Raw genomic sequence first — 12,361 nt, forward strand, 5'->3', positions numbered from 1 at the left:
TCAACGGCCGAAGCCGAGCGCTAAGCGGGAACGCGGCGGTCCACCCACCTCCACGAGAGTTCCAGGGTGGCCGCCGCCACCACCGCGACGCCGACCGCGATCCACGGCATCGTCATGCCGACCAGCTTCAGCGCGAAGAAGCGCTGGAGCCACGGCACCACAAGGACCAGCAGGAACGCCCCGGCCATCGACGCCACCAGGGCGATGCGCCACCAGGTGTAGGGGCGGGCGATGATCGCCAGGACCCACATCGAGATCAAAAACAGCGTGAGCGTCGCCGCGCTGGTCTCCGCGTCCAGCGCACCCGCGCCCGTGTAGTGCTCCCGGGCGATCAGATACGTCGCGAAGGTCGCCAGCGCGGCCACCACCCCGCCCGGGATCGCGTACCGCATGACCCGCCGTACGAAGTTGGGCTGCGCACGCTCCTTGTTGGGCGCGAGCGCGAGGAAGAAGGCCGGGATGCCGATCGTCAGCGTCGAGAGAAGGGTCAGGTGGCGCGGCAGGAACGGGTACTCCACCTGAGAGCAGACCACCATGACGGCCAGCAGCACCGAGTAGACCGTCTTGACGAGGAACAGGGTCGCCACCCGCGTGATGTTGCCGATCACACGGCGGCCCTCGGCCACCACCGACGGCAGTGTGGCGAAGCTGTTGTTCAGCAGCACGATCTGCGCCACCGCCCGGGTCGCCTCCGAGCCGGAGCCCATCGCCACGCCGATGTCGGCGTCCTTCAGGGCGAGGACGTCGTTCACCCCGTCGCCCGTCATCGCGACCGTGTGCCCACGGGCCTGCAGAGCCCCCACCATGGTCCGCTTCTGCTGCGGGGTGACCCGCCCGAACACCGTGTTGTCGTCGAGCGCCCGGGCCATGCCGTCCTCGTCGGCGGGCAGCCGGCGGGCGTCGACGGTGGTCCCGGACAGCCCCAGCTTGGAGGCGACCGCGCCGACCGACACCGCGTTGTCGCCGGAGATGACCTTGGCGCTGACGTCCTGGTCGGCGAAGTAGCTCAGGGTGTCGGCCGCGTCCGGCCGCAGCCGCTGCTCCAGGACGACCAGGGCGGTGGGCTTCGCCCCCTCGGTCACCTCGGCGTCGTCGAGGTCGCGTTCCACCCGGGCGAGCAGCAGCACCCGCAGGCCCTGCTCGTTCAGCCGCCCGGTCTCGGCGAGGGCCGGGTCGTCGTCGGGCAGCAGGACGTCCGGCGCGCCGAGCAGCCAGGTGCTCGTCTCCCCGTCGGCCTCGGCGAACGCGGCGCCGCTGTACTTGCGTGCCGAGGAGAAGGGCAGCGCCTGAATGCAGCGCCATTGCTCGCCGTCCGGGTAGGCGTCGATGATCGCCTTCAGGGAGGCGTTCGGCCGCGGGTCCGACTCGCCGAGGGCGCCGAGGACCTGTCGTACGTACGTCTCGTCGGCGTCCTGGAGCGGCCGCAGCTCGGTGACGTCCATGCCGCCCTCGGTGAGGGTGCCGGTCTTGTCGAGGCAGACCGTGTCGACCCGGGCCAGGCCCTCGATCGCGGGCAGCTCCTGGACCAGGCACTGCTTGCGGCCCAGCCGGATGACGCCGATGGCGAAGGCGACGGAGGTGAGCAGGACCAGTCCCTCGGGGACCATGGGGACGATGCCGCCGACCGTGCGGGCGACGGAGTCGTCGAAGGCGTTCTCCTTCACGAACAGCTGGCTGATGATCAGGCCGATCGCGGTCGGGACCATCATCCACGTGACGTACTTGAGGATCGTGGAGATGCCGGAGCGCAGCTCGGACTGGACGAGGGTGAAGCGGGAGGCCTCCTCGGCCAGCTGGGCGGCGTACGCCTCACGCCCGACCTTCGTCGCCTGGAACGCCCCGCCGCCCGCGACCACGAAACTGCCCGACATCACCTGGTCGCCGGGGCTCTTGACGACCGGGTCGGCCTCGCCGGTGAGCAGCGACTCGTCGATCTCCAGGCCGTCGGCCTCCACGCAGACGCCGTCGACCACGACTTTGTCGCCGGGGCCGATCTCTATCAGGTCGTCGAGGACGATCTCGGACGTGCTGACCTGACCGGTGGCCCCGTCCCGGCGCACGGTCGGCCGCACCTCGCCGATCAGGGCGAGGGAGTCCAGTGTCTTCTTGGCCCGCCACTCCTGGACGATCCCGATGCCGGTGTTGGCGAGGATCACGAAGCCGAAGAGGCTGTCCTGGATCGGCGCGACGACCAGCATGATCAGCCACAGCACGCCGATGATCGCGTTGAAGCGGGTGAAGACGTTCGCGCGGACGATGTCGACGGTGGAGCGGCTGCTGCGCACCGGCACGTCGTTGACCTGCCCGCGCTCCACGCGTTCGGCTACCTGAGCACCGGTCAGGCCGGTCACGGGTGAGGTGACCGTCGCCGGCCGCGCGGAGTCGAGCCGGGCACCCGCCTCGAGATGCGTCATGCATTCGACGGTACGTGCGGATTTGCCGCTTCACCTGCCGAATGCGGGGAAGATCCGACCTGGGGAGGACGGGCGTCGTGCCCTGGTCGTACGGCAGTTGTACGCCTTCGGACCCTGGTGCCGTGCCTCTCTGTCAGCCTGCTCGGCGGGCGGTGAGCAGGAGGTACTCCCACTCCAGGGCCGTCCCATCCTGATCCGTTCCCAGGCCGCCGTCGCGGCCGAGATCCACCAGGTCGCGGTCCAGGGCGGCGACGCGGTCGGGGTCGTCGGCGATGTTCTTGTAGACGGTGATCGTCGGGCCGTAGCGCGCCTTGAAGTAGTCCCGGAACGCCTCGGGCGTCGCGAAGCGGTCGACCCTGGCGGTCCGGCGCTCGGCGCGCACGTCCGTGACCCGGTCGCCGAGGAGTGCGCGCACATGGCCCTCGTCTCCCCACAGCGGGGGCGGCTGGGCGCCCGGCGGGGGCGGGGGCGCGTACGGCTTCATCGTGGCGAACATCCGGCCGATGAAACCCTGGGGCGTCCAGCTCAGCAGGCCGATGGTGCCGCCCGGCCGGCAGACCCGGACCAGTTCGTCGGCGGCCTGCTGGTGGTGCGGGGCGAACATGACGCCGACGCAGGACAGCACGGTGTCGAACCCCGCGTCGCCGAAGGGCAGGGCCTCGGCGTCGGCCTCCTGCCAGGTGAGATGCGCGCCCTGCTGCTCGGCCGCGAGCCGGCCGGCCCCGAACAGTTCCGGGGTCAGGTCGGAGGCGATGACGTCCGCACCGGCCAGGGCCGCCGGGATCGCGGCGTTGCCGCTGCCGGCGCCCACGTCCAGCACGCGCTGTCCGGGGCGCACTCCGCAGGCCTCGACCAGGACCGCTCCCAGGCCGGGGATGACCTCGGCGGCCAGGGACGGGTAGTCGCCCTGGGCCCACATCGCCCGGTGCTTGGCCTTCAGGGCCCGGTCCGCCTCGACCGCGCTGTTGTGCATCGTCATGGCTGCGCTCCTCACCGGTTCCGGGCGTTTGCCGCCTCCTCTTGAGCGTAGGGAGGGGGTGGGGCTGTGTCTCGCCGGAGCGTGCGGGTGCGCGTCTGCGCCTGGTGCCGGGTGGGGGTCGGGGCCGTGTCGGGGGGGTCCGTCCTCGGAACGGCGCGATGGGGTTGCGTACCGACTGACTGTTCGTTGACGCGCCAACCGCTGCGGGCGGACACCCCCCGACACGGCCCCTTCCCTGAGCCGGCGGGTGCGGGTGCGTCGTGGTCCCTCTTACTGGGCCGAAGGGGTCGAGCTCGTCGGGTCCTGTGCCGCGGCTCGCTTGATCGCGGCGTCGCGCTTACGGACGTACCAGACGCCGAACAGGCCGAGTCCGCCTCCGGCCAGGCAGGTCCACAGCCACCATGTGTGGCCGTGGTCGTCGAACCAGCCATAGAAGGGGAGCTGGATCAGGAAGAGGAGGAACCACAGAATCGTGCCGCCGATGATGGTGGCGACCACGGGGCCCTCCAGGGGCTCCGGCGCCTCGTGCCTGGGGGTCCACTTCGCCATGGGGACAGCTTACGAGGCGATCAGGTCTACGCGCGGAGATGGTCGATCGGGGCGTTATATGTTCATACTGAAACGGTTTGTGTCTGACCACTTCTCTTCGTAGGAACCAACAAACACATGTCGTCCTCGGCTCCCGCCCAGGTCCCCGCCCCTGAACAGCCGGGAGCCGGGCCCACGTACGGCGCACTCGACCGCTTCTTCCGGATCTCCGAGCGGGGCAGCACCCTGTCCCGCGAGGTCCGGGGCGGTCTCGCCACCTTCTTCGCGATGGCCTACATCATCGTGCTGAACCCGATCATCCTCGGCAGCGCGAAGGACATGTACGGCCACCAGCTCGACAACGGTCAGCTGGTCACCGCGACCGCCCTCACCGCCGCGCTCACCACGCTCCTCATGGGTGTCATCGGCAATGTGCCGATCGCGCTGGCCGCCGGGCTGGGCGTGAACTCCGTCGTCGCGCTTCAGCTCGCCCCGCGCATGTCCTGGCCGGACGCGATGGGCATGGTGGTCCTCGCCGGGTTCGTCGTCATGCTGCTGGTCGCCACGGGGCTGCGCGAGCGGGTCATGAACGCCGTGCCCTTCGGGCTGCGCAAGGCCATCTCCATCGGTATCGGCCTGTTCATCATGCTGATCGGGCTGGTCGACGCCGGTTTCGTTTCGCGTATTCCGGATGTCGCGCAGACGACTGTGCCGCTTCAGCTCGGTGGTGACGGCCATCTCGACGGCTGGCCGGTCCTGGTCTTCGTGCTGGGTGTGCTGCTGACGTTCGCCCTGATCGTGCGCAAGGTGTCCGGCGCGATCCTGATCTCGATCGTCGCCATGACCGTGGTGGCCGTGGTCATCGAGGCCGTGGCCGACGTGCCCAGCTGGGGGCTCACCACTCCGAAGTGGCCCGGCAATCCCGTTGCCAGCCCCGACTTCGGGCTGGTCGGGCAGGTCAGCCTGTTCGGCGGTTTCGAGAAGGTCGGCATGCTGACCGGCGTGCTCTTCGTCTTCACCGTGCTGCTGTCGTGCTTCTTCGACGCGATGGGCACGATCATGGGCGTCTCCGACGAGGCGAAGCTGACGGACGCGCGGGGGCAGATGCCCGGCATCAACAAGGTGCTGCTGGTTGACGGCTTCGCCGTCGCCGCCGGTGGTGCCAGTTCCTCCTCTGCCACGACTGCCTTCGTCGAGTCCACCGCCGGTGTCGGCGAGGGGGCCCGCACCGGCCTCGCGAACGTCGTCACCGGCGGCCTCTTCGCCGTCGCCCTCTTCCTGACGCCGGTCGCCACGATGGTGCCGTCCCAGGCGGCCACCCCGGCCCTGGTCGCGGTCGGCTTCCTGATCCTTTCCGGCTCGGTCAAGGAGATCGACTGGGCGGACTACACGATCGCCGTCCCGGCCTTCGTGACGATGCTGATGATGCCGTTCACGTACTCGATCACCAACGGCATCGGCATGGGCTTCATTGCTTTCGTGGTGCTGCGCCTGGCTGCCGGCCGGGGCCGGGAGGTTCCGACGGCGATGTACGCGGTGGCGGCGGTGTTCGCGTTCTACTACCTGATGCCGGCGCTGGGGCTGACGTGATCGGACGGGGTCCTCAGGTGACTCCGTAGAACCGCTCCGTCTCCTCGACGGCGGACTGGAACCGTTCGTCGAAGTCATCTCGAATGAGCGTCCGGACGACATAGTCCTGGACGCTCATTCCCCTTTTCGCGGCATGGTGCCGGAGCCGGTCGAGCAGTTCGTGGTCTATTCGCAGGCTGAGCACGCTGGTCCCCATGGGCATGAGGGTCGCGGCATCGTTCGGTGCAGCGGGTCGCGTTCCGTCGTCGGATCACCCATATGAGTGATGTCACGGGTAAGTGGCCAGGGTCACGGGCGTTCTCGCGTGTCCCCGGTGTTCCTTAGCGAGAGTAATGAGTTACGCTAAAGAACATGCCGGACCTCAGCCATGGCGACGATGTAGCCGCCGTGAACTCCCTCCGATCCGCCGTGATGCGGCTGTCCCGTCGGCTCAAGCACCAGCGAGTCGACGAGTCGCTCAGCCCCACCGAGATGTCGGTGCTCGGCACCCTGTCCCTCTGCGGCAGGGCCACGCCGGGCGAGCTCGCCCGCAAGGAACATGTCCAGCCGCCGTCGATGACCCGCATCGTGGCGCTGCTGGAGGCGAAGGGGCTGGTCCGTCTGGAGCCGCACCCCGAGGACCGGCGCCAGAAGGTCGTGACGCGCACCGAGCAGGCCGAAGCGATGCTCGAGGAGAGCCGCCGCAAGCGGAACGCGTTCCTGGCCACCCTGGTCGAGGACCTCGACGAGGACGAGTGGGCGAAACTCCGCGCCGCCGCCCCCGTGCTGGAGAAGCTCGCGCATCTGTAAGCAGCAGTCGTCGCAAGGAGGCGAATTCTTTGAGTTCGGGACCCGGAGCAGCTTCCGCCCCCGCACCTGATCCCCACGACTCCCCGCCCACCCTCGACGCCCCCACCCCCGACTCCCGGCCCGCCCGCAAGTCCTCGATGTTCTCCTCCCTGAAGGTCAGGAACTACCGCCTGTTCTTCCTGGGGCAGGTCGTCTCCAACATCGGCACCTGGATGCAGCGCATCGCCCAGGACTGGCTGGTCCTCAGCCTCACCGGCTCCTCCGCCGCCGTCGGCATAACGACCGCGCTGCAGTTCCTGCCGATGCTGCTCTTCGGCCTCTACGGCGGTGTCCTCGTCGACCGGCTGCGCAAGCGGCCCACCCTGCTGGTCACACAGTCGGCGATGGCCCTCACCGCCCTCGCCCTCGCCGTCGCAGTCCTCACCGGCCACGTCCAGGTGTGGCACGTGTACGTCGCCGCCTTCGCGGTCGGTCTCGCCACGGTGGTCGACAACCCGGCCCGGCAGTCCTTCGTCTCCGAACTGGTCGGCCCGCGGCAATTGCAGAACGCGGTCAGCCTGAACTCCGCCAACTTCCAGTCCGCCCGCCTGGTCGGCCCCGCCGTCGCGGGCCTGCTGATCACCGGCGTCGGCACCGGCTACGCCTTCCTCTTCAACGGCCTGTCCTTCGTCGCGCCGCTCACCGGTCTGCTGCTGATGCGCGCCCGCGAGCTGCACGTCGTCGAGCGCGCCCCGCGCGGCAAGGGGCAGCTGCGGGAGGGTGTGCGCTATGTCACCGGTCGGCCCGAGCTGATCTGGCCGATCGTCCTGGTCGGTTTCGTCGGCACCTTCGCCTTCAACTTCCCCGTCTACCTCTCGGCCTTCGCGGACGACGTGTTCCACGCGGGCGCGGGCGCCTACAGCATGTTCAACACGCTGATGGCGGTCGGCTCCGTCGCGGGCGCGCTGCTCGCCGCACGGCGCGGCACGGCCCGGCTGCGGCTGCTGATCGCCGCCGCCATGGTCTTCGGCGCGCTGGAGATCGTGGCGGCGGCGACCCCGACGCTGTGGATGTTCTCCCTGCTCATGGTCCCGCTGGGCCTGTTCGGCATGACGGTCAACGTCACGACGAACACCAGCATCCAGATGTCCACGGACCCGGCCATGCGCGGCCGTGTGATGGCCCTCTACATGATGGTCTTCCTCGGCGGCTCCCCGGTCGGCGCCCCGATAGTCGGCTGGATCACCGATACGTACGGCGCTCGGGTGGGCCTCGCGGCGGGCGGTGCGGTGGCGGCGGTGGCGGCGGCCGTGATCGGCCTGATCCTGGCCCGCGTCGGCAATCTGCGCCTGTCGGTGGGCTGGCACGGCGGCCATCCCCGGGTGCGGTTCGTGCCCCGGGAGCGGCAGGAGGCTCTGGCTCCGGCGGCGTAGCGGGAGTCAGTCGCGGGGAAACTCGCCGGTCTTGAGGACCAGGCCGACCACGGTGCCGGTCAGGTCCGCCTCGTCCCCGAAGTCGAGACTCAGCTCGCCCCGGTACTCGCCGTCCTTGGGCTTGGTGTGCAGATGCCAGCGGCCGGTGTACGGGTCCACGATCAGGTACACCGGCACGGCGGCGGCGGCGTAGGCGTCCTTCTTGGGCCCGTAGTCGTTCGCCGCGGTCTTCCTGGAGATCACTTCTGCGACGAACTCGACGTCCTCGTAGCGCCACAGACCCTTGGAGTTCTTCGCCGCTCCCTCCGCCATCACGGTCACGTCGGAGGCGAAGCCGTTGAGGTGGCCCGGGTAGTCGACGCGGACGTCGGACTTCACGCGCTTGCGCGGATACTTGGCCCGCAGCTGCTCGACGATGTCCAGAATGATGTCCCAGTGGGTGTCCCGCTGAGGCGCCATGAAGATGTTCCCCCCGACGATCTCGACCTTGTAACCCTCGGGGACGGGCATCGTCTCCACCCACTCGAACATCATGTCGAGGGTGAGTTCGCCGCTGCTGTCGGCCATCTCGATCCTGTCTGCAAGGACGGTCATCGTGGCGCTCCTCCCCGGCCGCACCCGCGGATGGAGCCGGCCGCGCGGTACAACGATACGCACGGTGACCGGGACACGCCCGGGTCAGTGGGGCCGGCCTACACCCTGCGGGCCAGCAACTGCCCCGGCCACTCGTTCTCGCCGACCGTGAAGGCCTCGGTCCGCGTGAAGCCGTTGGTCTCGTAGTAGCGGACGAGTTTGCCGTCGTCCCCTGCGTAGCAGTCGACCCGCAGGAGGGAGATCCCGGCGCGGCGGGTCTCCTCGGCGGCGTGGGCGAGCAGGGCGCTGCCCACGCCGTGTCCCTTGAAACGGCGGTCGGAGGCCAGCCAGTGGATGTAGCGCTCGGGTTCGCCGGGCTGCGGGAGGTGGGACAGGTAGGCGCCCGCCGCGTCGGTGAGGGTGAGGGTGCCGGCGGGGACGCCGTCGACGTCGGCCATGAACACGCTGCCCTCCGCCATGTACCGGCCGACCGACTCCACCGTCTTGGGGCTCTGCGACAGGGGCCGCGTCCCCCACTGCCCTGTCCGCCCCTGGGAGACCAGCCACTCCACACAGCTGTCGAGCATGCCGAGTATCGCGGGAATGTCGTCGGGCCCGCCGTCCCGGATGGTGATCCGCATGGCCTCATGGTGCCAGGCTTGTGCGCATGAGACTCTTCGCGGCCGTGCTGCCCCCTGACGAGGTGTGTCGTGAACTCGGTTCCGTGGTCGACGAGTTGCGCGCGCTGCCCGGAGCCGACGGCATGCGCTGGACCGGCCGCCCCGGCTGGCACTTCACCCTCGCCTTCTACGGTGAGGTCGACGACGGTCTCGTCCCCGCGCTGTCGGAGCGGCTGGAGCGGGTCGCGCGCCGGACCGAGCCGTTCCCGCTGGCCGTGCGGGGCGGGGGGCAGTTCGGGCACGGGCGGGCGCTGTGGGCCGGGGCTGAGGGCGACCTGGCGACCCTGCGGCTGCTGGCCGAGCGGGCCGAGGCGGCGGCGCGGAAGGCGGGGGTGCCGATGGGGGAGCACCGGCGCTACAAGGCCCATCTGACGATCGCGAGGAGCCGGGAGGCGGGAGACGTACGGGCGTATCTGGACGCGCTGGCCGGGTTCACGGGCCGGACCTGGACGGTGGGCGAGCTGGCGCTGGTGCGGAGCAATCTGCCGACGTCGGGGGTTCCTGGGGAGCAGCCCCGGTATGAGGCGGTCGGTCGGTGGGCGCTCGGGGGTGCCCGTTAGGCTCGGTGCCGTGGACCCGAAAACCCGTAACCGGATCATGGCCGGTGTGCTCGTGCTGATGTTTCTCGTTGTCGCCCTGGCTTCCGCGCTCGGGAGGTAGGGGGGCGGGGAACTGCGGTCGGCTGCGTCCGGCCGCGGGCCGGTGGGGGCTGGTCGCGCAGTTCCCCGCGCCCCAAAAAAGGGGCGCTAGCCCACCCCGCGACTACCAGGCGAAGGCCTCCGGGCTCGGACCCGGGCCCGGGAAGATCTCGTCGAGGCCGGTCAGGAGCTCCTCGGACAGCTCCAGGTCGGCCGCTCGCAGGGCGGAGCCGAGCTGCTCGGCGGTGCGCGGGCCGACGATCGGGCCGGTCACACCCGGGCGGGTGAGGAGCCAGGCCAGCGCGGCCTCGCCGGGCTCGATGCCGTGCTTGTCGAGCAGGTCCTCGTAGGACTGGATCCGCGCGCGCGTGGCGGGGTCGGCGAGGGCGTCGGCCGCCCGGCCGGAGGCACGGCGTCCGCCCTCGACCTCCTTCTTGATCACGCCGCCCAGCAGACCGCCGTGCAGCGGCGACCACGGGATGACGCCGAGTCCGTAGTCCTGCGCGGCCGGGATGACCTCCATCTCGGCACGCCGCTCGGCGAGGTTGTACAGGCACTGCTCGCTGACCAGCCCGATGGTCCCGCCGCGCCGGGCGGCGATCTCGTTGGCCTGGGCGATCTTGTAGCCGGGGAAGTTCGACGACCCGACGTAGAGGATCTTGCCCTGCTGGACCAGGACGTCGATCGCCTGCCAGATCTCGTCGAAGGGGGTGGCCCGGTCGATGTGGTGGAACTGGTAGACGTCGATGTAGTCGGTCTGGAGCCGCTTGAGGCTGGCGTCCACGGCCCGCCGGATGTTCACGGCCGACAGCTTGTCGTGGTTGGGCCAGGCCGGGCCGTCGGCGCCCATGTTGCCGTACACCTTCGTGGCGAGGACGACCTTGTCGCGACGTCCCTCGCCCTTGGCGAACCAGTTGCCGATGATGCTCTCGGTACGGCCCTTGTTCTCGGCCCAGCCGTACACGTTGGCGGTGTCGAAGAAGTTGATGCCCGCGTCCAGCGCCGCGTCCATGATGGCGTGGCTGTCGGCTTCGTCGGTCTGCGGGCCGAAGTTCATGGTGCCGAGGACGAGCCGGCTGACCTTGAGTCCCGTGCGTCCGAGCTGCGTGTACTTCATGGGTACCAAGCCAACGTCTTGAAGTGCGCTCGAGGCAAGCACGGACCTGCGTCAGCAGGCTTACACGTCCCGAACCCCGTGCTCGCCCCCGGCCATCGCGATCCTGTCTTCAAGGTCGGTCATCGTGGCGCTCCACCCGACCGCCCCATGGACGTGGGCAGCCGCGCAGTACAACGATACGCACGGTGACCACGACACCGGGGAGCGCGCATATGCCAGAACAGCCCGGCACCGACCATCTCGTCCAGCTCCTCCACCGCACCCTCCCCGACACCCTTCTCGGCATCTACCTGCACGGCTCCGCCACCCTCGGCGGTCTGCGCCCGCACAGCGACATCGACGTCCTGGCCGTCGTAACGGAGTCCATGACGTATGCCCAACGCCGGGAACTGGTCGCGGAGTTGCTCACGGTGTCCGGTGTGGACGGGCGGCGACACGTCGAGCTGATCGTCGTCGTGCGGGACGATGTGCGGCCCTGGCGTTACCCGCCCACCTGCGACTTCCTCTACGGCGACTGGCTGCGGGAGGAGTTTGAGCGCGGGGTGATCCCGAGCCCGGAGCCCAGCCCCGATCTGGCGCCGCTGCTCACCATGGTGCTGCGCGCCGACGCTCCGCTCCACGGCCCGCCGCCTGCGGAACTCCTCGATCCCGTCCCGCGCGAGGACCTCAGGCGGGCCGTCGTCGCCGGTGTGCCGGAGCTCATGGACGAGCTGGACTCCGACACCCGCAACGTGCTGCTCACCCTCGCCCGGATCTGGGCCACCCTCACCACCGGGGACATCCGCGCCAAGGACGCGGCGGCCACGTGGGCGCTCGGGCGCCTGCCCGCAGAGAACCGGCCCGTACTCGCCCATGCGCGGGCGGTCTATCTCGGGGAGGAGGATGAGCGCTGGGACGGCCTGGCGCCCCGGGCCTGCGCGGAGTTCCTGGTCCGGGGGATCACCGAGAGTTACGCCTCGTAGGGCTCACCCAGGTCCCACGCCTGGTACATCGCCTCCGCGAAGGCCGCCGCGATCTTGTGCTCGCCGCTCGTACCCGGGTGCGTGCCGTCGTAGGTGTCGGTGGGGATGTCGTACGACGGCGGGGTCGAGGCCAGGAGGATGGGGGAGCCGGGCTCGTCGAGGTCGGCCGCCGTCTTCGCCAGCAGTTCGTTGAAACGGGCGACCTCGCCGGCGAACGCCGCGTCCGTCTCGGCCCGCACGTTCGGGGTCACCGGCAGCCACACCATCCGCACCCGCCGGTTCGCCGCCCGTGCCTCCGCCGCGAAGGCCCGGACGTTCTCGGCGGTCTGCTCCGCGTTCGTGTAGAAGCCCAGGTCGATGAGGCCCAGGGAGACCAGGAGAACGTCAGCGCGGTGCTTCCGCACCGCCTCGCCGATCAGCGGGGCCATGTGCAGCCAGCCTTCGCCCCAGCCGGCCAGATGGGCGCGCGGGAAGTCCGGTTCGGCGTAGGCGTACGACGTCGGGGCCTCGTCGAGCTTGTCGTAGAGCGTCTCGCGCGGGCCGACGAGGGTGAAGGGGCCGCCGTAGGAACGGCACAGGTGCTGCCAGATCCGGTAGCGCCATGTGTGGTCGCCCGTGCTTCCGATCGTCATGGAGTCACCTACGGGCATGAACCTGAGCATCCGCTCATCATGGAGGA

General features: G+C 69.9%; 13 protein-coding genes. 5 read left to right on the forward strand and 8 right to left on the reverse strand.

What is annotated here, in order from left to right; genetic code table 11:
* Positions 1-20: 20 nt before the first annotated feature.
* The 3 genes from OG542_RS22570 to OG542_RS22580 all read right to left on the reverse strand — a co-directional run bounded on the left by OG542_RS22570 (position 21) and on the right by OG542_RS22580 (position 3,942).
* Entirely contained in the window at positions 21-2,414 is a 2,394-nt protein-coding gene (locus OG542_RS22570) for an HAD-IC family P-type ATPase (RefSeq protein WP_328413349.1), read from the reverse strand.
* 133 nt (positions 2,415-2,547) lie between these two features.
* Positions 2,548-3,393: a class I SAM-dependent methyltransferase gene (locus OG542_RS22575; RefSeq protein ID WP_328413350.1), complete on the reverse strand. Its 846-nt coding sequence runs from the start codon at positions 3,391-3,393 to the stop codon at positions 2,548-2,550.
* 270 nt (positions 3,394-3,663) lie between these two features.
* A complete protein-coding gene (locus OG542_RS22580) occupies positions 3,664-3,942 on the reverse strand; it encodes a DUF2530 domain-containing protein (RefSeq protein WP_328413351.1) in 279 nt (92 codons plus the stop codon).
* Between the two features lie 117 nt (positions 3,943-4,059).
* Here OG542_RS22580 and OG542_RS22585 point away from each other — a divergent pair, with 117 nt between their 5' ends.
* Positions 4,060-5,511, forward strand: a complete 1,452-nt coding sequence (locus tag OG542_RS22585) for an NCS2 family permease (protein WP_328413352.1) — start codon at positions 4,060-4,062, stop codon at positions 5,509-5,511.
* Between the two features lie 13 nt (positions 5,512-5,524).
* On the opposite strand, the gene OG542_RS22590 is transcribed toward OG542_RS22585, so the two are convergent.
* A complete protein-coding gene (locus OG542_RS22590; protein WP_261680509.1) occupies positions 5,525-5,707 on the reverse strand; it encodes a BrnA antitoxin family protein in 183 nt (60 codons plus the stop codon).
* A gap of 155 nt (positions 5,708-5,862) precedes the next feature.
* Between OG542_RS22590 and OG542_RS22595 the strand changes: the two genes are divergently transcribed.
* Both OG542_RS22595 and OG542_RS22600 read left to right on the forward strand, forming a co-directional pair.
* Complete coding sequence (locus OG542_RS22595) at positions 5,863-6,300, forward strand: MarR family winged helix-turn-helix transcriptional regulator (protein WP_184597761.1); 438 nt, start codon at positions 5,863-5,865, stop codon at positions 6,298-6,300.
* A gap of 29 nt (positions 6,301-6,329) precedes the next feature.
* Positions 6,330-7,712: an MFS transporter gene (locus OG542_RS22600; RefSeq protein WP_328413353.1), complete on the forward strand. Its 1,383-nt coding sequence runs from the start codon at positions 6,330-6,332 to the stop codon at positions 7,710-7,712.
* A 6-nt stretch (positions 7,713-7,718) separates the two neighbouring features.
* Here OG542_RS22600 and OG542_RS22605 read toward each other — a convergent pair whose 3' ends face one another.
* A complete protein-coding gene (locus OG542_RS22605; RefSeq protein ID WP_328413355.1) occupies positions 7,719-8,306 on the reverse strand; it encodes a Uma2 family endonuclease in 588 nt (195 codons plus the stop codon).
* A 98-nt stretch (positions 8,307-8,404) separates the two neighbouring features.
* Positions 8,405-8,926 (reverse strand): GNAT family N-acetyltransferase, encoded by a 522-nt coding sequence (locus tag OG542_RS22610; protein WP_328413356.1) that lies wholly within the window; start codon positions 8,924-8,926, stop codon positions 8,405-8,407.
* Between the two features lie 26 nt (positions 8,927-8,952).
* Between OG542_RS22610 and thpR the strand changes: the two genes are divergently transcribed.
* Positions 8,953-9,525 carry an RNA 2',3'-cyclic phosphodiesterase gene (thpR, locus tag OG542_RS22615; protein ID WP_328413357.1) on the forward strand — a complete coding sequence of 191 codons (573 nt, stop codon included), beginning with the start codon at positions 8,953-8,955 and terminating at the stop codon, positions 9,523-9,525.
* A 202-nt stretch (positions 9,526-9,727) separates the two neighbouring features.
* Here thpR and OG542_RS22620 read toward each other — a convergent pair whose 3' ends face one another.
* Complete coding sequence (locus OG542_RS22620; RefSeq protein WP_328413359.1) at positions 9,728-10,720, reverse strand: aldo/keto reductase; 993 nt, start codon at positions 10,718-10,720, stop codon at positions 9,728-9,730.
* A 212-nt stretch (positions 10,721-10,932) separates the two neighbouring features.
* On the opposite strand from OG542_RS22620, the gene OG542_RS22625 reads away from it, so the two are divergent.
* Positions 10,933-11,682, forward strand: a complete 750-nt coding sequence (locus OG542_RS22625) for an aminoglycoside adenylyltransferase family protein (RefSeq protein WP_328413361.1) — start codon at positions 10,933-10,935, stop codon at positions 11,680-11,682.
* Here the strand turns inward: OG542_RS22625 and OG542_RS22630 are convergent.
* Complete coding sequence (locus tag OG542_RS22630) at positions 11,670-12,344, reverse strand: GDSL-type esterase/lipase family protein (protein WP_311126328.1); 675 nt, start codon at positions 12,342-12,344, stop codon at positions 11,670-11,672. The genes OG542_RS22625 and OG542_RS22630 overlap by 13 nt on opposite strands.
* Between the last annotated feature and the right edge of the window lie 17 nt (positions 12,345-12,361).

It is taken from the genome of Streptomyces violaceus, from assembly GCF_036014075.1.
Taxonomy (GTDB): domain Bacteria; phylum Actinomycetota; class Actinomycetes; order Streptomycetales; family Streptomycetaceae; genus Streptomyces; species Streptomyces violaceus.